Source organism: Vibrio sp. 779(2023), assembly GCF_033344285.1.
GTDB classification, from domain to species: Bacteria; Pseudomonadota; Gammaproteobacteria; order Enterobacterales; family Vibrionaceae; genus Vibrio; species Vibrio alginolyticus.
Genome location: NZ_JAWPOM010000011.1, coordinates 150,379 through 170,628 on the forward strand (window position 1 = coordinate 150,379; position 20,250 = coordinate 170,628).

General features: G+C 42.6%; 21 protein-coding genes and 1 pseudogene. 10 read left to right on the forward strand and 12 right to left on the reverse strand.

The features are described from left to right. Window positions 1-293 precede the first annotated feature (293 nt). From R8O70_RS15295 to R8O70_RS15315, 5 genes and pseudogenes are all read left to right on the forward strand, one after another. Entirely contained in the window at window positions 294-848 is a 555-nt protein-coding gene (locus R8O70_RS15295; protein WP_033905294.1) for an imm11 family protein, read from the forward strand. Between the two features lie 88 nt (window positions 849-936). Beyond that, window positions 937-1,829: pseudogene (locus R8O70_RS15300) on the forward strand (type IV secretion protein Rhs); the annotation flags it as partial. Then, window positions 1,830-2,081 (forward strand): hypothetical protein, encoded by a 252-nt coding sequence (locus tag R8O70_RS15305; protein ID WP_169644516.1) that lies wholly within the window; start codon window positions 1,830-1,832, stop codon window positions 2,079-2,081. Further along, window positions 2,057-2,635, forward strand: coding sequence for an ankyrin repeat domain-containing protein (locus R8O70_RS15310; protein ID WP_225452442.1), 579 nt, complete (start codon window positions 2,057-2,059; stop codon window positions 2,633-2,635). Before R8O70_RS15305 ends, R8O70_RS15310 begins: the two co-directional genes overlap by 25 nt. A 442-nt stretch (window positions 2,636-3,077) precedes the next feature. Further along, complete coding sequence (locus tag R8O70_RS15315) at window positions 3,078-4,298, forward strand: ammonium transporter (protein WP_054576886.1); 1,221 nt, start codon at window positions 3,078-3,080, stop codon at window positions 4,296-4,298. Between the two features lie 32 nt (window positions 4,299-4,330). On the opposite strand, the gene R8O70_RS15320 is transcribed toward R8O70_RS15315, so the two are convergent. Then, the gene (locus R8O70_RS15320) at window positions 4,331-4,504 is read right to left on the reverse strand and encodes a hypothetical protein (protein WP_005377524.1); all 174 of its coding nucleotides are present in this window, start codon (window positions 4,502-4,504) and stop codon (window positions 4,331-4,333) included. A 118-nt stretch (window positions 4,505-4,622) separates the two neighbouring features. Between R8O70_RS15320 and cobB the strand changes: the two genes are divergently transcribed. Continuing rightward, window positions 4,623-5,354: a Sir2 family NAD+-dependent deacetylase gene (gene cobB, locus R8O70_RS15325; RefSeq protein WP_005377522.1), complete on the forward strand. Its 732-nt coding sequence runs from the start codon at window positions 4,623-4,625 to the stop codon at window positions 5,352-5,354. Between the two features lie 88 nt (window positions 5,355-5,442). On the opposite strand, the gene R8O70_RS15330 is transcribed toward cobB, so the two are convergent. The 5 genes from R8O70_RS15330 to potA form a co-directional block, all read right to left on the reverse strand. Continuing rightward, window positions 5,443-6,480 (reverse strand): extracellular solute-binding protein, encoded by a 1,038-nt coding sequence (locus R8O70_RS15330; protein WP_005377521.1) that lies wholly within the window; start codon window positions 6,478-6,480, stop codon window positions 5,443-5,445. A 249-nt stretch (window positions 6,481-6,729) separates the two neighbouring features. Beyond that, complete coding sequence (locus R8O70_RS15335) at window positions 6,730-7,761, reverse strand: extracellular solute-binding protein (protein ID WP_213967707.1); 1,032 nt, start codon at window positions 7,759-7,761, stop codon at window positions 6,730-6,732. A gap of 102 nt (window positions 7,762-7,863) precedes the next feature. After that, window positions 7,864-8,634: a spermidine/putrescine ABC transporter permease PotC gene (gene potC / locus R8O70_RS15340; RefSeq protein WP_005389180.1), complete on the reverse strand. Its 771-nt coding sequence runs from the start codon at window positions 8,632-8,634 to the stop codon at window positions 7,864-7,866. Beyond that, window positions 8,634-9,494 (reverse strand): spermidine/putrescine ABC transporter permease PotB, encoded by an 861-nt coding sequence (gene potB, locus R8O70_RS15345; RefSeq protein ID WP_005377512.1) that lies wholly within the window; start codon window positions 9,492-9,494, stop codon window positions 8,634-8,636. The genes potC and potB overlap by 1 nt, the downstream gene beginning before the upstream one ends. Continuing rightward, a complete protein-coding gene (potA, locus tag R8O70_RS15350) occupies window positions 9,475-10,590 on the reverse strand; it encodes a spermidine/putrescine ABC transporter ATP-binding protein PotA (protein ID WP_017634901.1) in 1,116 nt (371 codons plus the stop codon). The genes potB and potA overlap by 20 nt, the downstream gene beginning before the upstream one ends. A 400-nt stretch (window positions 10,591-10,990) precedes the next feature. On the opposite strand from potA, the gene R8O70_RS15355 reads away from it, so the two are divergent. The 4 genes from R8O70_RS15355 to ttcA all read left to right on the forward strand — a co-directional run bounded on the left by R8O70_RS15355 (window position 10,991) and on the right by ttcA (window position 14,385). Continuing rightward, window positions 10,991-11,788: a hypothetical protein gene (locus tag R8O70_RS15355; RefSeq protein WP_005389175.1), complete on the forward strand. Its 798-nt coding sequence runs from the start codon at window positions 10,991-10,993 to the stop codon at window positions 11,786-11,788. After that, entirely contained in the window at window positions 11,781-12,617 is an 837-nt protein-coding gene (locus R8O70_RS15360) for a glucosaminidase domain-containing protein (protein WP_017634900.1), read from the forward strand. Before R8O70_RS15355 ends, R8O70_RS15360 begins: the two co-directional genes overlap by 8 nt. Before the next feature lie 13 nt (window positions 12,618-12,630). Then, window positions 12,631-13,293 (forward strand): DUF2987 domain-containing protein, encoded by a 663-nt coding sequence (locus R8O70_RS15365; RefSeq protein WP_005389171.1) that lies wholly within the window; start codon window positions 12,631-12,633, stop codon window positions 13,291-13,293. Between the two features lie 198 nt (window positions 13,294-13,491). Continuing rightward, entirely contained in the window at window positions 13,492-14,385 is an 894-nt protein-coding gene (gene ttcA / locus R8O70_RS15370) for a tRNA 2-thiocytidine(32) synthetase TtcA (protein WP_005377502.1), read from the forward strand. Between the two features lie 140 nt (window positions 14,386-14,525). Here ttcA and uspE read toward each other — a convergent pair whose 3' ends face one another. The 6 genes from uspE to R8O70_RS15400 all read right to left on the reverse strand — a co-directional run bounded on the left by uspE (window position 14,526) and on the right by R8O70_RS15400 (window position 20,204). Further along, complete coding sequence (gene uspE / locus R8O70_RS15375) at window positions 14,526-15,473, reverse strand: universal stress protein UspE (protein ID WP_005377500.1); 948 nt, start codon at window positions 15,471-15,473, stop codon at window positions 14,526-14,528. Between the two features lie 180 nt (window positions 15,474-15,653). Beyond that, a complete protein-coding gene (locus R8O70_RS15380) occupies window positions 15,654-16,400 on the reverse strand; it encodes an FNR family transcription factor (RefSeq protein ID WP_005377497.1) in 747 nt (248 codons plus the stop codon). 90 nt (window positions 16,401-16,490) lie between these two features. Continuing rightward, the gene (locus R8O70_RS15385; RefSeq protein ID WP_213967708.1) at window positions 16,491-17,171 is read right to left on the reverse strand and encodes a sulfite exporter TauE/SafE family protein; all 681 of its coding nucleotides are present in this window, start codon (window positions 17,169-17,171) and stop codon (window positions 16,491-16,493) included. 8 nt (window positions 17,172-17,179) lie between these two features. Then, window positions 17,180-17,344 (reverse strand): cbb3-type cytochrome oxidase assembly protein CcoS, encoded by a 165-nt coding sequence (gene ccoS / locus R8O70_RS15390; RefSeq protein ID WP_005377493.1) that lies wholly within the window; start codon window positions 17,342-17,344, stop codon window positions 17,180-17,182. 15 nt (window positions 17,345-17,359) lie between these two features. Next, entirely contained in the window at window positions 17,360-19,723 is a 2,364-nt protein-coding gene (locus R8O70_RS15395; RefSeq protein WP_258624326.1) for a heavy metal translocating P-type ATPase, read from the reverse strand. A gap of 4 nt (window positions 19,724-19,727) precedes the next feature. Then, a complete protein-coding gene (locus R8O70_RS15400) occupies window positions 19,728-20,204 on the reverse strand; it encodes a FixH family protein (protein ID WP_005377489.1) in 477 nt (158 codons plus the stop codon). Window positions 20,205-20,250 lie beyond the last annotated feature (46 nt).

Sequence of the window (20,250 nt, forward strand, 5' to 3'; positions counted from 1 at the left end):
CATTAACAGAGGTGCAAATGGGATTGCACTTCCAACTAATATTAAAACATCTGTCGAAATAGGCCTTCCCTGACACGTGGGTAGACATCTAAGTGCAAGGCACCAAGGTTCTCAGGTGCTTTAGTTCGACGAGAAATGAGAGCGTTGTAAACTAAGTATGGTCGTGGTTTGATCGATGATATGATTTTTGTAGATGAAATTGGAAAAACAGAAAGTAACATTAGGAATGCTCTGGAAAAGAATGAAGCTCGATCGCAATTGGATGATCCGCAATGGAAAAGTAGGAAGTAGTAATGACACTTAAAATTTGGACCAACAAGGTAGATAGAGACTCCGATTTTACTCAAGGCAAAGTAACGCAGTCTAGTGTATTAATAGGATTGAATCTGACGGGAGGCGTTGCCCTAGGAGACAAATGGCCAAAAGTTACTATTGATGTCATATCAGATGACAAGCCTGCGGATAGTTTTCTTAGTGGTCCTTTATTAATCGTGAGTCGACGGTTATCTGATTTAATTTCTAAGCACACACAAACGAGTGAAGTTGAATTCCTACCGATTGAGGTTAATTACCAAGGTAAAAGTTTTGGTGAATACTATTTTTTAAATGTTCTTGCGATTTGCGATTTACTGGATAGAAATCATTCAATATTTAGTGAGTTTGATGGAGAGGTTGATTCAATTGATCGAGTTGTCCTTAAGAAAGATATTGAAATGCAGAAAACTATATTTCAACTGGATGCTATCGAGTGGTTATTATGTGTCGATGAAAAACTGGCTGAATTAATCGAGAACAAAGATTTTTCAGGAGTGGTATTTAAGTCAGAAAGTGAATGGCGTCCTTTTTAGAGCTCCTCGGGTATTTTTTTAGCCATCTCTTACGAGGTGGCTTTTATATTTATGATTGGGAGCTTGTTAGTTGAACTGTCAATAGTGGCATTACCAATATGCAGTCAATCCTATCCAGTGGATTGACCCAACAGGCTTCTTGTGTGAAGAAGGGCTAAAACGCTTGGGTCAAATGTAGGCAGAGTATCAGGCCCAAAGCGATGTCCCCCAAGAGGTTTGCGATCAGATTTTAAACGCTGCAAAAGAGTCATCCGTCGGAGAAGATGGCAGCAGACACGAAGTGCAGTATGTTGTTGGGATTGAGGAATTTGTCAATGCGCATGTTTTTGACTCTGAGAAAGTTGGCGGGGAAGAAGGTTGCACGATCTTCACTGAAGATCTTGTGCTGAATAAAGCAGAGTATAAAAAAACTCAGAAATCTATATGAGTGATTATGAGCTAATAAAACGAAACAAAGCAAAAATTGAAGAGTGTTTGAAAGAACGTTAAGAGGCTAGGAAGGCTCGAACTGGCGAAGATGGATATAACGCTCAAATCGCCAAGATTAATCAGAAATCTGCAAAAATTGGTGAGTTAGCCGCGGATGACTTTGTCCGGAGTAAACGTCCTAATGCTAAGCTGCTTCATCCCTAAGGTAAATTTAGAAGCCGGGCGATTTTGATATGGTTTACTAGGTGGCAGAGCCGCCACTAGGTGAAATTATAATTGTTGAGGCCAAAGGAGGGAGCAGCCCGCTGCGCAGCCGTAAGATAGGTAACATGGCATATCAGCAAGGGACAACTGAATATGCAACTGCAATTACTGTTCTAATGGCTCAAAAGGACAAAGATACAACCGAATGGAAAGCGGCCAGAAGTATAAAAAGCATTGAGAAAAAAAACTCCTGTTAGATATATTCACACCGCAGCGGCTATTTCTGATGCTGGAGAGGTTTCTTCAGTTAATGTAAAAGAATTTAACGTAGAATTAGGACTGGATTAAATGTCTGATAATAAAAAGAAAGTTAGCATGAGGAGAAAGGCGGAACCTCAATTGACACCAAATGATGTCGCTGACTACCAAATGTATATCAATGAAGATTTAGATGAGCGCAAAGAGCTAATAGCAATCCGCAGGGAGAACTTAGTGTGGGCTCCAAATCGGATTCAAGGTCAGTATGATATTTATGCGTTGCGGCAGGTTGTTGATACTCTTAAAGTGACAGATAAATGTTGGGTAAACGCGGTGATATAGTTAATGCTTTAAAATTACTGGTTAAAACCGCAGCTGAGGAGATAAATATGGCAGGTGAGCATAGCGCAAAAGATGTAATGGCCGCGATTAGATCCGGTGACGTGAGTGAGGTTGAAAAAATTCTCTCAGGAGATGACAAATTACTTCATCTAATTACGCCTCTGGGTTCTTGGTTGCATATCGCAACGGAGCAAGGGCAAGATAAAATTGTAGAGCTTCTGGTGAATCTAGGTATTGATGTAAATGTTAAGGGGGGGCCTTCAGGTGTAACTCCTTTAAATACAGCTGCATATGAAGGTCATTTAGACTTACTTACCTATTTTCTAGAAAGAAATGCAGTGATGGATATATCTGAACCAGACCGCAACCCATTGTTTGCTGCGATCCATGCAGGTCATAAAAATATTGTGGAGCTATTACTAAAAGCTGGTATAGATACAAAGGTAAAATATACTGGTAACTCTATGAAAGACATGGACGCTATAGCGTTTACTTATGAGTGGGGACGCAAGGAAATCGCAGAAATGATTAAAGAGCACAATAGGCACGCTTAGTAGAAGTTAATATGGTACGACAAAGGCAACCGTCTATCTGTTGAAACCGGTTGGCTTCCACCTTATCTTGTTGAAGGGCGTTGGCTAGAAGATGTAAAAGCAGGGAAGATCACTCGATAAACTCCTTTAGTTAGCAATTCAGTATATAAGCCACCTCTCATGAGGTGGCTTTTACGTTTTGTTGAGCTATATGGTGCGCATTATGTTGGTGCACTAAAACCACATTGGTGCATTTATTAGCATGTTAAACACCATTTCAAGAATACCTAATTTTATTAAAGTTCATACAAAACAATAAATTAAAGCGTAAGTGTTAGAAATATAAATTATGGAATGAGAATTGCTCTGTTAGACGCTCTATAAATCAAGTTCACCAAATTGGTGATGAGCCTAACTTTGATGCACAGGATAAGTGCGCTACAGATCAACGGAGACAATCATAATGAGTGTAACTGCCAATCAGGTACACGGCGCTGTACAAACTCTCACGCAAAGTTCCGACACACTTTTCTTACTACTTGGCGCAATCATGGTTTTTTTGATGCATGCTGGTTTTGCTTTTCTTGAAGTAGGAACCGTGCGCCAAAAGAACCAAGTTAATGCTTTAGTTAAAATCTTGGCCGATTTCGGTATTTCCGCCATTGCGTATTTTTTCATTGGATACTGGGTCGCTTATGGCGGCACCTTCTTTGCCGATGCAGAGACGTTATCTCAAGGCAATGGTTACGAGTTGGTGAAGTTCTTTTTCTTGCTGACTTTCGCTGCAGCGATTCCTGCTATTGTTTCTGGTGGTATTGCAGAACGAGCTCGTTTTTATCCGATTCTAATCGCAACATTTTTCACTGTCGGCATCGTATACCCGTTATTTGAGGGAATGATCTGGAACGGAAACTTTGGTGTTCAAGCTTGGTTTGAAAATACCTTTGGTTATGGCTTCCACGATTTTGCAGGTTCAGTCGTTGTGCATGGTGTTGGCGGCTGGATAGCGCTTGTTGCCGTCGTGTTTTTGGGCATGAGAAAAGGCAGAGTTCGAGCAGGAAAGCACACCAACTTTGCACCTTCGAATATTCCATTTTTGGCCTTGGGAGCTTGGATCTTATGTGTGGGGTGGTTTGGCTTCAACGTCATGTCAGCTCAAACTGTGTCAGGCATAAGTGGCTTGGTGGCTATGAACTCATTGATGGCAATGGTCGGAGGCATTGTCGCGTCATTGTTGGCTGGTAAGAATGACCCTGGCTTTATTCATAACGGCCCACTGGCTGGCTTGGTTGCTGTATGTGCGGGCTCAGACTTAATGCATCCTATCGGTGCTTTAGTGACAGGTGCGATTGCTGGCGTGCTATTTGTTTATCTTTTTACCCACCTACAAAACAAAACCAAGATTGATGATGTGCTGGGTGTCTGGCCTTTACACGGTGTATGTGGCGCTTGGGGTGGTATTGCTGCGGGGATCTTTGGCCAAAGCTCGTTGGGTGGGCTAGGGGGCGTGAGCATTATCGTTCAGCTTCTAGGAACGCTTTGGGGCATTTCCATCGCTGTGCTTGGGGCGCTTGCAGTCTACGGCGCGATTAATACCAGTATGGGACTAAGGCTTTCAGAAGAAGACGAATTCAATGGCGCTGACCTAGCCATTCATAAAATATCTTCGACCAACGAGGATTGAGGCCAATATGGGAGCGGCATAAAGCCGCTCTTTTAGCAATTGTCTTTCTTGGCTTGGCCCGGAGGACAGAAATTACCATTACCTCGATGGTCATCATCATTGGTGCTGACTCTCACCTTTACATCATCGACTTCGCCTTCAACATTGGTAAGTTGACAGCCTGCCAAAGTCAGAAGCAATGTAAACGTTAGAGATACTTGTCTCATTGCTGTTCCTCTTAAATTGTAATTCTAATAGTGACCATTACGACTATGGTCTAATCCATATTACTACTGTTGCTATTCTTTCAGTGTTAAGCTAATGAAAAAACAGCAAGGATGAGTTATGAATTTCCCTTATAGAAATATTGTAGTACTTACTGGTGCAGGTATCTCGGCCGAATCTGGTATTCAAACATTTCGTGCGCAAGATGGCCTATGGGAGAATCACCGTATCGAAGATGTAGCAACGCCTGAAGGGTTTGCTCGCGATCCGGACCTTGTTCAAGATTTTTACAACCAACGCCGCAAGAAACTTCAAGATAATGCGATAAAGCCTAATGCAGCGCATGAAGCATTGGGTCGTTTAGAGGCTGAGTTAGAAGGTAAAGTGACGGTCATCACTCAAAATATAGACAACCTTCACGAACGAGGCGGCAGTCAGAATGTGATTCACATGCATGGTGAGTTGCTCAAGGCCCGCTGTAGTGAATCTAACCAAGTAGTAGAGCACAATGAGGACATTAAGACCGGCGAGCTTTGTCACTGTTGTCAGATCCCTTCACAAATGCGACCACATATTGTTTGGTTTGGTGAAATGCCACTGCGAATGGGTGATATCTACGCATCATTAGAAGAAGCAGATTTGTTTATTTCTATTGGGACTTCTGGCGTTGTGTATCCCGCAGCAGGTTTTGTTCATGATGCAAAAATGCACGGCGCACATACCATTGAAATTAACCTAGAACCTAGTGCGGTAGAAAGTGAATTTGAGGAAAAACGCTACGGAAAAGCAAGCGTTGAGGTTCCCAAATTAGTTGACGAGATACTGGCTCTAGAAGGAAAAGAAAGAGCGTAATAACTTCAACAGGAAGAGTTTTTTTCTTGTCATTAAGAACAAAAAAGCGGCTCATGAGCCGCTTTTTCATATCTTTAAAACTAACGAATTAGTTGTTCACTTTTAGCTTTTGGAAGTACTCATCGTACATTACGCTCGCTTCGCCAACTTCATCTTGCCAAGTACCGCTGTCCATCACTTCTTGTGGTGGGAAGATGCTTGGATCATTAGCAAATTCTTTCGGTAGCAGATCGTGTGCCGTTTTAACTGGCGTAGGATAACCAATCTCAAGTGCAATCTTAGCTGCGTTCTCAGGACGTAGTAGGAAATCGATCATCTTATGAGCTGCGTCAACGTTCTTCGCACCAGCTGGAATTGCTAGGCTGTCCATCCAGAAGATAGTGCCTTTTTCTGGCCAGATGATGTCGATGTTCGCGCCTTCTTGACGAGCCATGTATGCAGAACCGTTCCAAAGCATGCCTAGTGAAACTTCACCCGCAAGGTAAGGGTTTGCAGGAAAGTCTGAGTTAAATACTAATACGTTTGGCATTAGCTTTTTCAGTTCTTCGTAAGCGGCTTTGATTTCTTCTGGGTTAGTCGTGTTTGGTGAGTAACCAAGCTTAGTCAATGCAATGTGGAATACTTCGCGAGAATCATCCATCAGCATTAGTTGACCTTCCCACTTGCTATCCCAGAAATCATCCCATTTAGAAACCGATGACTTGTCTAGCATGTCAGCATTGATACCAATACCGGTCGCACCCCAAATGTATGGGATAGAGTAGTTGTTGTTCGGATCGAACGGTTTGTTTAGGAAGTTAGTATCAAGATCGGCAAAATGAGATAATTTCTCTTTGTCGATCTGTTGTAGCATGCCTTCTTTACGCATTTTAGAGACGAAATAGGTAGACGGTACTACCAAGTCGTAACCAGAACCTTGAGTTTTTAGTTTTGCGTACATACTCTCGTTAGATTCGTATGTAGAGTAAATAACTTTGATTCCGGTTTCTTTTGTAAAGTCTTCAAGAACTTCGTTTGGAATGTATTCCGACCAGTTGTAGAAATACAGTTCTTGATCAGCAGCCATTGCAGGGGTAGCGATGAGCGTCGCTGCACATAGAGCGCTTGCGTAGAATTTACTTTTCATTTGTTTTCCGTTTTGTTTCGCGATTGGACAAGTCAATACTAGCTGGAGTTATCAAGTTGAGCCAAATCGCAGTAAGCACAAATATGTTCATTTAGCTTGAATATCGTTGTCTCCTTGTTATGAGACGATAAATCTATGATACCAAGACAAATAAACCTAGCAACGCGCGATTATATCAGCCTAAGACAAAAATAGGCAGCGTATTGCTGCCTATTTTCCTATGGTTGATGACTTGTTACACAAGCTAGATTATTGTCCCGCTTTCAGCTTGAGGAAGTAATCTTCGTATTTAACGGTTAGATCACCAACCGCATCTTGCCATTCAACGCGGTCAAGGTCTTCTTGAGAAGGGAATAGTGGGGCAACGTCTTTAAACTTAGCATTCGATCCCTCCACCGCCGTTAGGTAGCCAGTATCACGAGAGATTTGCTCTGCGATTTCTGGGCGCAGTAGGAAGTCGATCATCTTGTGAGCGGCTTCTACGTTCTTCGCACCGGAAGAGATAGCGAAGTTATCAACCCAGCCGATACCGCCTTCTTTAGGAAAAACGAGTTTAAGGTTTAGGCCTTCACTTTGTGCCGCTGCGGCGCTACCGTTCCAAAGCATACCAACGCCCACTTCGCCAGACATGTAAGGTGCGCCTGGGTTGTCAGAGTTGAAAACGAGAACGTTTGGCATCAACTTTTGTAGCTCAGCGTATGCTTCATCGATTTGCTTAGGGTCTTTTGAGTTACCTGAGTAGCCAAGTTTACGCAGAGCGATATGGAACACTTCACGAGTGTCGTCCATCAACATTACTTGACCTTCAAGCTCAGGCTTCCATAGGTCAGCCCAGCTTTGGAAGTCGTTTGGATCGTACATGTCTGCGTTAACCGCTAGGCCTGTAATCGCAACAACGTGTGGGATAGAGTAGTCGTTACTTGGATCGTAAGGCTTGTCTAGGTAGTTTTTATCTAGGTTGCCGAAGTTTTTCAGCTTAGTCTTATCGATCTTTTGTAGCATGCCTTCGTCACGCATCTTCGCCACGAAGTACGTTGAAGGTACTACTAGGTCATAACCTTGGTTATGAGTTTTTAGCTTTGCATACAAAGTTTCGTTCGACTCGTAAGTCGAGTAGATCACTTTGATGCCAGTTTCTTTAGTAAATTGCTCTAGGATATTACTGTTGATGTAAGGACCCCAGTTCATAAATACTAGTTCTTTATCATCCGCTGTCGCTGTACCAGAGAACAGAGAAAGCGCACATGCACTACCAGCTAATAGAGTAGCCCATTTTTTCATTGACGTTAGCTCCAAACCAAACGTTGTCCAATTTTGGACGATAGATAGAAAAACAGAATGGCATGTAACCATTCTGTTTCGTGATGTTAACAGGTGCGGATTCTACTTCACTTTTTCTCTTGCTAGCAACTGAGAAATTACTACCAAGACCAAAGAAACAATCAACATCACCGTTGCTAGGGCGTTAACTTCCGGTGAAATGCCCACCTTAACCATTGAGTAAATCTTCAATGGCAAGATTTCGTATGTTGGACCCGTTACAAACGAGCTGATGATCACATCGTCCAAAGACAGGGTAAAGCTCAATAGCCAACCTGCGGCAACCGCTGGTTTAGCAAGAGGAAGGATGATCTGTTTCAAGATAACCCATTCGCTTGCACCAAGGTCTTTTGCTGCTTCCAACATTTTCACATCAAAGCCATTTAAGCGGCTGTATACAGTTACCACAACGAATGGTAGACAAAAGGTGATGTGAGCAATCAATAGTGTAAAGAAGCCAAGCTGTGCGCCTAATACTAGGAACAGAGCAAGTAATGAAATCGCCATTACAATATCGGGAGACATCATCACGACAAACAGCATGCCGTTTACCGCACCTTTACCTTTGAACGAGTAACGGAATAGGGCAACGGCCGTTAAGCTACCAATGATGGTTGCTGCTGTCGCTGAGAATACCGCTACGTTCAATGAATGCCATGCAGCTTGCATTAGGCTATCGTTGTTTACTAAGGTTTCGTACCATTTCGTGGTGAAACCACCCCATTTCATACCAAATTTGTTGGCATTAAATGAGTTAACAATTAAGACGATGATTGGCAGATACAAAAATGCATACACCAGCGCCATAAAGCTAAATCTAACTGTGCGTCCCATTAGTCTAGCTCCACTTTCTTATTCAATAGTTTGCCTGCTCTGTAGTAAGCGTAAAGCATCACAGCCATTGCGAAGGTGAGGGCGATACTGGTCGCAGCACCAAATGGCCAGTCACGAGCGTTCAATACTTGGCTCTTAATAACGTTACCAATCAGTAGGTTCTTCGCACCACCAAGAAGGTCAGAGATGTAGAACATACCTAGTGCTGGTAGCAGAACCAACAAACAACCACCGATAATGCCAGGCATTGTAAGAGGTAGAATCACTTTCGTAATGGTTTGGAACTTGTTCGCACCAAGATCTTTCGCCGCCTCGATATAGGTGTTGTCCAACTTCTCGATTGCCGAGTAAAGCGGCAGAATCATAAATGGAAGCAGGATGTACACAAGACCAATCATTACTGCTGTTTCGGTGTACATAATACGTAATGGCTTATCGATGATTTCCATCGCCATTAATGATTTGTTCAAAATACCTTGTGTACCCAGAACAATCTTCAGGCCGTAAGTACGGATAAGAGAGTTTGTCCAAAACGGTACGATAACTAAGAACAACATGAATGGGCGCCATTTCTCTGGCATTTTCGCTATGATGTAAGCAAATGGGTAACCAATTACTAAACACAACAACGTCGCCACAATCGCCATGTAGAACGAGTGCATCAGCACTTTCGCATACAAGGGGTCGAGTAGACGTAAGTAGTTGTCGAAAGTAAATGTCATTTCGATTAAGTTTGCTTCATCACGCGTTAAGAAACTCGTACCGATAATCATCACATTTGGTACCAACACGAAAAGTGTTAACCAACCGACGATTAAGGTAATGATCGCGTTTTGAAGATTAATCTTCTTGCTTATCATTGAGGACTACCTCCCAGCTCTCAACCCAAGTAATAGCGACTTTCTGGCCAAGTGAGTGGTCCACATCAGGATCATCTTCGTTAAAGAATTCGCTAACCATTACACGCATGCCCGAATCCAATTGGATAACTGAATCAAGCGTCATACCTTTATAGGTACGCTCTGTTACGTGACCTACGATGCCTTTTTCTTCAGACTCTTTGATCTCTTCGATTCGTAAGTCTTCTGGGCGAAGTAGTACTTGCAGTTTTTCACCTGCTTGCGCTTCCTGATCGTAGTAAACAACAGATTCGACACCTTCTATTTCTGCACGGATACGTTTCTCGTCGATACGCTCTAGCATGGTTGCGTTGAATACGTTGATCTCACCGATAAAGCGAGCAACAAATAGGTTCTTCGGCTCTTCGTAAATCTCACGTGGAGAACCATCCTGCTCGATAACACCGTCGCGCATAACAATAATGCGGTCAGACATCGATAGGGCCTCTTCCTGATCGTGCGTAACGAAGATAAAGGTAATACCAAGTTGACGCTGAAGCTGTTTAAGCTCGATTTGCATTTGCTTACGCAGTTTGTAATCAAGTGCAGATAGAGATTCATCTAGCAGCAGTACTTTTGGTTTGTTAACAACCGCACGCGCAATGGCGATACGTTGTTGCTGACCGCCAGAAAGCTGATGAGGCTTACGCTGAGCCATTTTTTCTAGGCGCACCATGCGTAGCGCTTCCATTACTCGTGGTTCAATGTCCGCAGTAGGCGTTTTCTGCATACGAAGACCAAAAGCGACATTCTCATATACGGTCATGTGTGGAAACAATGCGTAACTTTGAAATACCGTGTTGACGTGCCTTTGCTCTGCAGGAACCTGTGTTACATCCTGGTCATCCAAAATAATTTGACCGTTATCTGCCGTTTCAAAACCTGCAATCATGCGTAAAACTGTTGTCTTACCACAACCAGAAGGCCCGAGAATCGTCAGAAATTCACCATGATTAACATCCAGATTTAAATTACCGATGATTTCCTTACCATCGAAACTTTTACTAATACCAGATAAACGAATAACTGGCTTTCCTGCTTGCGGTTTTGCGTTCAACGTCTGTATTTCCCCCACGTTCAAGCCGGGATTATCCCAGCTGATGTGACACTAACCATTCACTTTTGAGGCGCGCATCATAATCACCAAAAGTGTGAAATTAAAGCATTTTCTTATCTTGAAACAGAAATAATTTTGCAGGAAAAAGCCATCATTCCTTACCATACTGTTTTTATGAGATTAATTGGCATCTAAACACAGTTTGATAGCACTAAACTTTGTTCAACAATTGTTTCAATTTCATGACCTTGAAAGTGGTTAATTATCAACCATACAGTTGAGATTGCAAGGATTGTAGGTGAGTTGTGATGTTAGATGTGGAAAGATTTCTTTATAATGACGATTACATTAATTGACTGGAATTCCAGTCAAAATTTTACAAGTTAGTCTTGGATAAACTATGAACGACGATTTTGAGAAAGATTTCAATCTTGGGGGGAGTGTAGAGCGAGCTTTGTCTGGCAACTACGAGCTTAAAGCTGGCGCGGTTTTTAACGAAGCTTGGCGAGCAACCATCCAGCACTTTTTATCATTTTCTCCTGCCATTATTGTATTGCTTTTTGTCCAATTAGGTATTTTCTATATTGCATTAAAACTGCAGTTGGGCGATTTGAGCGTTATTCTTGATGCATTTGAGAACCCAGAGTCGTTCACAAACGATATTGTGTCTTCTATTTATGTCGCGAATTTCAGTTATGAGGTGATTAGCGCACCAATTTATGCGGGGATCAGCTTGATGGCTATGAGCCATGTCGCTGGCCTGAAGACTAAGTTGCGCCATGTTGGAAAGGGGTTGCAGTTCACCATTCCTGTTATTCTAGCAACGCTCATGAGCTTAATGCTACAAGGTGTGGTTGGTATGATTTTTCCTTTACTGTCGCTGTATCTTTCCTTGGCATTTAGTCACTCTATTTTGTTGATTTGTGAGAAAAGGGTGCCACCAATGCAAGCGTTGCTGTTATCACTTCGCGCAATCAACAAGAAGATTTTTGTGGTCGCGGGGCTTTACTTAGGCGTGATGTTAATGTTTATTATTGCAGCAATGTTCTACGGTATTGGCTTGATTTTTGTGCTGCCATTCTTCTTCCATTTGAAAGGCATACTCTACCGCGAAATGTTTGGAATTAAGCTTAAGATCGTTACAACACAGAAAAACGATAATGATCACGATGGTAACTCACAGGTGTTTGATGCCTAATTCTTTGAAATCAATAAGTTTACGAGTGGCGGCAACCTGTATAGCCGCCACTTTTATTTCTATAGGCCCATATTTACACTACGAGAAACAGTTTAAATATGTGGAAAATCCTGACGTACTCTCTGGCAAGATTAAGCATGTCGATTTATCACACTTGCCATACATCGGTGATATCCCAGACTTCAATTCAATAAAAGATACGAAAGAGAAAAAAGCTGCTTTTTTTGATTTTTTAAGGCCTAAAATTGCTCTTGAGAATCAACGAATTCGTCATGAGCGGGCCTTTCTTACCTCTTTAAAGGTGGGACAAGTGACGCAAGAACAACAAGAGTATGCTCAGCGGTTATCATCTCTGTATTCGTTGCCCTTGAGTAACGATAAGATTGATCAAGCATGGCTAGACGAGATGCTTGTGCGAGTGAACGTCTTACCTGAAGCCTTGGTTCTAACTCAAGCGGCAAATGAATCTGCGTGGGGCACTTCTCGTTTTGCTACTCAAGCAAACAACTTGTTCGGCCAATGGTGTTATAAAAAGGGCTGTGGAATTGTTCCAGCGCAACGTGGCGCTAACAAAGTTCATGAAGTTGAAAAATTCGATTCTGTACAACAGTCTGTTCATGGCTACTTTATGAATGTTAATCGAAACCCAGCGTATGCAGACCTGCGTGAAATCAGAACATCTCTGGCTGAAAAGAACAAGGGCTTGTTAACGGTTGCAACCGCGTCAGAGTTAACGCATGGGTTGCTAGCCTATTCTGAACGTGGCATCGCCTATGTACACGATCTTCGCGCTATGATTCGTCATAACAACGCCTACTGGACGCAATAAAATAACGGATAAAATGAAAAAGTTAAGCCTAAGTCTATTGGGAAGTGCGGCGCTAATTCTTGTATCGCCGATAACCCAAGCTCAAGAGTACATGTTCACGTACTCAAAGTTATACACTCAACTAAAAAACAACAATAAAGAAGGGCATGACGATGTGAAAGTTGGTGTCTTTTTTGTGGACGCAAAAACTAAGCAAATTTGTACGATAGAAAAAGCTTGGATGGAAAAAGAAGAGCACTATGAAGAGTTTGTTATCCCTGCTTCACAAGAGTTGCCCTTACCAGTTGATAAAAACTTAAAGTCAGCAAATCCGTTGGTTTTTGTCGATACCCCAAAAGATACACGTTGCGATTACTCACTTGTCGTGATGACCAAAGAACCATTACAGGGTAACGTTTCTTACGACCAACTTAAGCCTCTTCTACCTCAAATGCAGACGATGCTGGAAGATTTAGGCGGTATGTTTGCGGGTTGGTTTACACCGGAGGTTCAAGGTGTGACGATGGAGTTTGCAAATCAACTGAATGATAAAGTGATTTTCTCAAACGGAACCGAAAAGCCAATTGTCAATGGCAAGATACAAGTCGCACTAAGTGAAATAGGGCAAGGTGGCACAATGACACTACCAGAACCGACGATGCGAGTGTTACCTTATCTACCTAACGCAAAGAAATGAACACTGAACGTTTAGAAAGGGCTGCAATCGCAGCTCTTTTTTAATTTTGACCGTAACTAAAGTATCTTTCACACTCTTTTCTTAAAGACTCAATAAGACAAGCATTTAATCCTGCGTAAAAAGCTCGTATAATCCACGCCCCAAAGAAACCCATGTTAGGAAGTCCTAGTCGATTTATCGGCGATGTGAGAGCCCGCAATGAACCAAATAGATACAAGAAAAGAAACCCTAGAATTCAACAAGCTTCAGAAACGCCTAAGAAGACATGTTGGAAATGCCATTACTGATTACAACATGATCGAAGAAGGCGATGTTGTAATGGCATGTATTAGCGGTGGTAAAGATTCATTCGCGATGCTTGATATCCTGCTGAATCTTCAAAAAGCCGCACCGATCAAATTTGAAGTGGTTGCGGTAAACCTAGACCAAAAACAACCGGGCTTCCCTGAGCACATTCTGCCAGAGTATTTCGAAACACTGAATATCCCTTACTATATCGTCGATAAGGACACGTATTCCGTCGTAAAAGAGAAGGTACCAGAAGGCAAAACCACTTGTGGTCTGTGTTCACGCCTGCGACGTGGTACGCTGTATTCATTTGCAGAGAAGATTGGTGCAACTAAGCTTGCGCTAGGTCATCACATGGATGACATCGTCGAAACAATGTTCTTGAATATGTTCCACGGCTCTCGCCTTAAAGCGATGCCACCAAAGCTACGCTCTGATGATGGCCGTAACGTGGTCATTCGTCCATTGACTTACTGTCGTGAAAAAGATTTGATCAAATACGCTGAGCACAAGGATTTCCCAATAATTCCGTGTAACCTTTGTGGCTCTCAAGAGAACCTTCAGCGTCAATCTATAAAAGCAATGTTGATTGAATGGGATAAGAAGACGCCAGGGCGTGTGGAAGCGATTTTTAAATCAATTCAAAACGTAAGCCCAAGCCAACTAGCAGACCGCGAATTGTTCGACTTTGTTAACTTACCACTAGATCGTGAAGGTAACCGCGAAGAGTATGAATTTAATGAGGCTGTCGTTTCTTCGACGAATATTGATGAATCAATGTTCATCGATGTTACGAACATCTAACTCGTAAATAAGGAGGTCAATTAGACCTCCTTTTTTGTACCCAACGCTTTAACTGTTCCCAAACAAAAATCCCCCTGTATTCGGGGGATTTATTAGCGCTTATTTGAAAGCGCTCAATACATAGCAATACTAAGGAGAGATTAGGTTGCTGTATTTGGATCGAGAGGACTAATGTAGCCTTTTGGTTTTAGAGCCAACACATCGCAATTTATTTTATCAATTACGTGCTCCGCTGTATTACCAATAAAGACAGCAGAAAGCCCAGTTCGCCCTGTAGTACCTAAAATAACCATTGCAGCGTTCAAGCGCTCTGCAGCTGCCGGAATGACATCTTCAGGTAAACCTTGCTCAACTATCGTTTGTTCTTCATCAAGACCATGTTTTTGGCGTAGTGCTTTCATAGCCGTTAAATGATGACCTCGCACTGCATCGGTATAAGTCGTTGGGTCAAATTCAGGAAGTTCAATCGTAATGTTCGCCGGTGTAACGGGGTAGGCGTTAACAAGATATGGCTTGGCCTCAAGCCGAGTGGTGATTTCTTTTAATCGCTCGACCATCGTATCGTTGAGATCAATATGAGTCGGGTTTTCTGAGCCCACATGTACTGAGGCAAGGATACTTGCCTGTTCCGGCCAAGCAGCATTCTTGATAAGAAGCACTGGAATAGGGCATTTTCGCAACAAGTGCCAATCTGTCGGTGTGAAAATGACAGACTCTAAAACATCATGCTTACGTGTGCCTTTGATGACTAGGTCATGATTGCCTGCATAGACTTCAGCAATAATCGCCTCATAAGGGCGGTTGTGCCAGACAACACAAACATCAAAGTCGAAGCCATCGTTTAGGTATGGTTGAGCAATTTTACGCATCCACTGCTCACGCTGATGAATGACACCTCGACGCATAGCATCTCTTTCATCCACTGATAGCATTGACGTCATGTCATACGAGAAATCGTAAATGGATAAAAAGAAAGTGATTCGGCTTCTAGATACACTTTTCTGAGCTAATTGAACAGCTCTTGCAAGTGCGGGCTGCTCATCATTATTGATGTCAGCTACAACAAGGATCTTACTGTATATACTCATAACTAAGCCCACTTCTATTGCAAAACCAGATACTGAATGTAAATTAAATCAGTATTTTGGAGTACTCACCGTACATTTTTACTGTAGCTTAGTTTGGAGAACTTTTTGAGGACTTTCGAAAGGAATTTATGAGAAATATGATGTAGCTCATTTTCGAGCTACATCAATAATTAGCGTGTATTATTCTTTAGTTACACCAGCAAGTTCCATCAATGCATCGTGGTCTAAGATAGTGATATATTTACCTTTTACGCTTAGGATCTCAGATTTCTGGAAACGACCTAACAAACGACTGATCGTTTCGACTGTAAGACCAAGGTAGTTGCCAATATCACCACGAGTCATAGTTAAACGAAACTCTCTAGGGCTGAAGCCACGCTGAGAAAAACGCGTTGATAGGTTGTAAAGGAAAGCAGCTAGTCGCTCTTCTGCATTCTTTTTAGAAAGAAGCAAAATCATTTCCTGATCACCTTTAATTTCGTTACTCATCAAACGCATGATTTGCTGGCGAAGCTTAGGCATCTTACCCGATAGATCGTCTAAAATTTCGTATGGGATTTCACATACCATCGACGTTTCGAGTGCTTGAGCAAAGCTAGGGTGGGAGTCACCAGTGATAGCATCGAAACCGACTAAGTCTCCAGCTAAGTGAAACGCTGTGATTTGCTCATCACCTTGCTCTGTGATCGTATAGCTCTTGATGGTACCAGAGCGGATAGCGTATAGCGATTTTAGCTCATCACCGGCCTTAAAAAGCTCTTGTCCTTTTTGAATAGGCTTCTTACGTTCGATGATTTGGTCAAGCTGGTCAAGTTCTGCCTCATTTAGAGTGAACGGTATACACAGTTGGCTAATGCTACAATCTTGGCAATGAATGGCGCAACCGCCTGATTGGATACGCTTTGTTGCAGGTTTTTCAGAAATCATAACAACCTTTCACTATTTGATATACATCAATATTTTAGCATCGCTTAATCCTAAAGGGTAGCAAAAATGTCACCTCAATAGAGTTTAACGTTATATGAAACCGAGTAATGCTAAGGCTCCTACAGCGGTATACGTACCATAGCCAATAAGGATTAATGCTGAAATATTTCTAAATATTAATGATTTTTGTAATTTCTGAAAATGATTGGCACCGTATCCAATAACAAGCATTGCAGGTAGCGTTCCGAGCCCAAACGCAAGCATAATTAGGCCGCCGTTCATCGCACTACCAGAAACCGCCGACCAAGTAAGCGCTGAATAAACTAAACCACATGGTAACCAACCCCAAATAAAGCCAAATGGCAACGCGTGAAGAGGATGCTTTAATGGCAACAAACTCTTCCCTGCCGGCGAGATAAAGCGCCAGAGATACTGCCCTAGCTTTTCTATTAAAAGTAAGCCTTGCCACCATTTAGCAATATACAGCGCGACCAGAATCATGAATAACGCAGCAATCAGCCTTAACCAAGCAAGAGAATGCGTTAACCCACTAAGCTCAGATAAACCTGATATAGCACCACCCACTAATGCTCCTATTAAGGTATAACTGATCAATCGTCCGAAGTTGTAGAAGAGGGGGATAAGAGGGGTGGTTTTATTTTTAGCAGAAGAGCCCATGGTAAGCAGAGACGCGATACCACCACACATACCCATACAATGACCGGCTCCTACTAAGCCGATCATCAACGCACCGATAAAATCAGGAGTCATAAAGGTCGCTACTTTTTATCACTATTAGATTGGTCTTCTTCGTCGAGAAGAATGTTGTGCCCTTGCCGTTCAAGATCTTCAAACTGATCGCTTCTTACCGCCCAAAGAAAAACGGCGACAGCAACACAAACGAGAACGATAGCGATGGGAATCAATATATAAAGACTTTCCATGTTTGCTTTCTCTACTTATTTCTCTTTGAGCAGGCGCAAAGAGTTAGATACAACGATAATTGAGCTTGCAGACATGCCAACTACTGCAATGTAGGGAGCCACTAAACCTGCGACCGCCAAAGGCAAAATTAACAGGTTGTAACCCAAAGACCAAGCCAAGTTTTCTCGAATAATCTTTCTTGTACGCAGTGCAAGCAAACGTGCTTCTAGTAGCTTTTCGAGATTATCCCCAAGTAACGTCATATCTGCAGAAGCTTTAGCGACATCTGTACCACCGCCCATTGCGACAGAAAGGTGAGCTCCGGCGAGAGTCGGCGCGTCATTAATTCCATCACCAACCATCATAGTGATACTGTTTTCGTCCAAGCTCTTAAGGTATGCAAGCTTATCTTCTGGCTTTGCTGACGCGACGATGTGATCGATACCAATTTCATTCGCCACTGGTTGGGCGTTTGAGAGAGAATCACCAGTTAGCAGGGTTGTCTTAATTCCAGCGTCAGCAAAACGTTGAATAAAGGCTTTGCTTTCTTTTCGGATAGGGTCGCGGTAGTAAAAGCTAGCGACATGCTTGCCATCAACCGACAGATAGACCGCCTGGCTTTCACCACTTTCTTTGCCTTGAACAAAAACCGCACTGCCTATCTTAACGATTTTGCCATTCCAGATCCCCTCAATCCCTGAACCAATCACGTTTTGCACGTCAGACACGATAAAGTCATCATTGGTGTAAGTTGCAAAAGAACGAGCGATAGGGTGGTTTGCATGAGCCTCTAAAGCTGCAGCTAGTGATAGACAATCTTTCTGTGGGAGATCACTAAATACCTTTGTTTCACAGATCTCAATATCACCTTTCGTTAGAGTGCCTGTTTTATCTACAACTAAGTGATTGATCTTACATAGTGTCTCAAACACATGGCCTTTGCGAAGCAAAATGCCAAAATTACCCATTCTAGAGGTAGCACAAGTGAGAGCGGTCGGAGTGGCCAGAGATAGCGCACATGGGCATGTAGCAACTAACACAGACAGCATGATCCAAAACGCATCATCTGGTTTTGTTTGATGCCAGTAAAACCAAGTACCAGCAGAGATAATAAGAATCACACCAACAAAGTAACGGGCGACAATGTCTGCAATTTCCGCAATTTTAGGTTTGGAGTGTTGAGCTTCATCTTGTAAACGCACGATGTTAGAAATCATTGAATCGGCCTTTGAGCTTACTACCTCAAGTTCAAATGATTCGTCTCCGTTTAGCGTTCCTGCATAAACAATATCGCCTTCTCGTTTCACAACGTGCACTGACTCGCCCGTTAGCATGGATTCATCAATATGAATACGGCCTGAAATAACTTTACCGTCAGCGGGGATATGTTCACCAGGTAGAACGCGAATACGATCGCCAACTTTTAGCGTCTTCACGGGTATCTGATCACCGTCCAGCGTTGTAGCTATTGCAGGAATCAACTTAAGAAGGTTACCACTCGCTGCAGCAGCTTTGCGACGAGCGCGCATCTCTAAGAATCGACCTACTAACAAAAAGAAGGTAAACATCGAGATAGATTCAAAGAAGACTTCGCCTTGTTCAGTTACTGTTGCAACTAAACTTGCAACATAGGCAAAGATCAACGCGATAGAAACCGGGACATCCATACCAAGGGTTCGGCCTTTGATACTGCGCCATGCGTTTAAGTAAAATGGAAGAGCGGAATAAAGCAAAACAGGAGTAGCAAAAATCAAACTTACCCAACGAAAGTAACTTTTAAACTCTGGCTCTAAATCACCAAAGACTTCGAGATACAGTGCAACGGCGAGCATCATGACCTGCATGGTTGCTAAACCTGCAATACCTAGCCGATATAGATATTGCTTCATCATTCGATGGTAAGAGGCTTCTTGCTTATCTGCTTCAAAAGGTGCAGCTTTGTAACCAAGTTTATGAATAACGGAAAGGAGCTCGCTTAACCGTACCTGAGTTTTATCCCAGGCTAGTAACGCTCGATTGGTGGTTGTATTAACACGGATAGATACCAACCCGGCCGTATTAGAAACTTGCTTTTCGATTAACCACGCACAAGCGGCACATGAAACGCCTTCCAAAGAAAGGGTTACTTCAGAAACATTTTCGCGATTTCGTACGAATTCAGATTGTACATCCGCATTGTCATAATGAATTAAAGCTTGGAGTTGCTCTGGTACTAGATCTGCCTTTTCTGCAGGCGCAGTGCGGTATTGGTAATATGATACAAGACCACTATCGACAATAGTCTGCGCCACAGTTTCGCAGCCCGGACAACACATGTCGCGAATTTCACCCAATATTTCTACTTTGAAATCCGTGTTGGCTGGTACATCTTCACCGCAGTGATAACAGGATTTACACATATGCTTACTTCATTAACGGTGTTGAAGAGGCAGGAAACTCAACTTTACCTTGGATCATCCATTGCTTGTCGTGTGGTTGTAGTTCAACAAACCATGGTCCTTGAATAGATTCCTCAGCTTTTAGTCGGTAATTACCAGATGCATCCGCTGTTACAAGCTTTGTGAAGTCACGATCAGGAAGAGTGCGATGAGTGAAAGTGGCCGTTAGAGCAGGGTAATGAGGTAGCTTCCCTTTAGCGAAAACAATCACAACATTGTTATTTTCAGAGGAAATCTCAGCGTTAAGACCTAGGTCACGAGCGACATTCATTTTACTAATGTCGATATTAATGCCTTTGCCTTTTTTATAGTAATCCTCGGCGACTAAAGAAACAGAGTTGTTCGAGAAAACGACCACAGTAATCACAGTCCAAACTACGACAGTAAGAGGAAGGATGATTAGGAACCACGGCCAAAATTGTTTATACCAAGGCTTTACCATAAAAAAGTTCTCAACAGCTAAATGAAAAAATGTAAGGCGTTAAATT

Bases quoted from the DNA above. Each gene is read 5' to 3' on its own strand.
- R8O70_RS15295 (WP_033905294.1), top strand. From the start codon at position 294: ATGACACTTAAAATTTGGACCAACAAGGTAGATAGAGACTCCGATTTT.
- ttcA (WP_005377502.1), top strand. From the start codon at position 13,492: ATGAACCAAATAGATACAAGAAAAGAAACCCTAGAATTCAACAAGCTT.
- R8O70_RS15385 (WP_213967708.1), bottom strand. From the start codon at position 17,171: ATGACTCCTGATTTTATCGGTGCGTTGATGATCGGCTTAGTAGGAGCC.
- ccoS (WP_005377493.1), bottom strand. From the start codon at position 17,344: ATGGAAAGTCTTTATATATTGATTCCCATCGCTATCGTTCTCGTTTGT.
- R8O70_RS15355 (WP_005389175.1), top strand. From the start codon at position 10,991: ATGAACGACGATTTTGAGAAAGATTTCAATCTTGGGGGGAGTGTAGAG.
- R8O70_RS15400 (WP_005377489.1), bottom strand. From the start codon at position 20,204: ATGGTAAAGCCTTGGTATAAACAATTTTGGCCGTGGTTCCTAATCATC.
- uspE (WP_005377500.1), bottom strand. From the start codon at position 15,473: ATGAGTATATACAGTAAGATCCTTGTTGTAGCTGACATCAATAATGAT.
- R8O70_RS15365 (WP_005389171.1), top strand. From the start codon at position 12,631: ATGAAAAAGTTAAGCCTAAGTCTATTGGGAAGTGCGGCGCTAATTCTT.
- potC (WP_005389180.1), bottom strand. From the start codon at position 8,634: ATGGGACGCACAGTTAGATTTAGCTTTATGGCGCTGGTGTATGCATTT.
- R8O70_RS15330 (WP_005377521.1), bottom strand. From the start codon at position 6,480: ATGAAAAGTAAATTCTACGCAAGCGCTCTATGTGCAGCGACGCTCATC.
- R8O70_RS15305 (WP_169644516.1), top strand. From the start codon at position 1,830: ATGTCTGATAATAAAAAGAAAGTTAGCATGAGGAGAAAGGCGGAACCT.
- R8O70_RS15310 (WP_225452442.1), top strand. From the start codon at position 2,057: ATGTTGGGTAAACGCGGTGATATAGTTAATGCTTTAAAATTACTGGTT.
- potB (WP_005377512.1), bottom strand. From the start codon at position 9,494: ATGATAAGCAAGAAGATTAATCTTCAAAACGCGATCATTACCTTAATC.
- cobB (WP_005377522.1), top strand. From the start codon at position 4,623: ATGAATTTCCCTTATAGAAATATTGTAGTACTTACTGGTGCAGGTATC.
- R8O70_RS15360 (WP_017634900.1), top strand. From the start codon at position 11,781: ATGCCTAATTCTTTGAAATCAATAAGTTTACGAGTGGCGGCAACCTGT.
- R8O70_RS15320 (WP_005377524.1), bottom strand. From the start codon at position 4,504: ATGAGACAAGTATCTCTAACGTTTACATTGCTTCTGACTTTGGCAGGC.
- R8O70_RS15395 (WP_258624326.1), bottom strand. From the start codon at position 19,723: ATGTGTAAATCCTGTTATCACTGCGGTGAAGATGTACCAGCCAACACG.
- R8O70_RS15315 (WP_054576886.1), top strand. From the start codon at position 3,078: ATGAGTGTAACTGCCAATCAGGTACACGGCGCTGTACAAACTCTCACG.
- R8O70_RS15335 (WP_213967707.1), bottom strand. From the start codon at position 7,761: ATGAAAAAATGGGCTACTCTATTAGCTGGTAGTGCATGTGCGCTTTCT.
- R8O70_RS15380 (WP_005377497.1), bottom strand. From the start codon at position 16,400: ATGATTTCTGAAAAACCTGCAACAAAGCGTATCCAATCAGGCGGTTGC.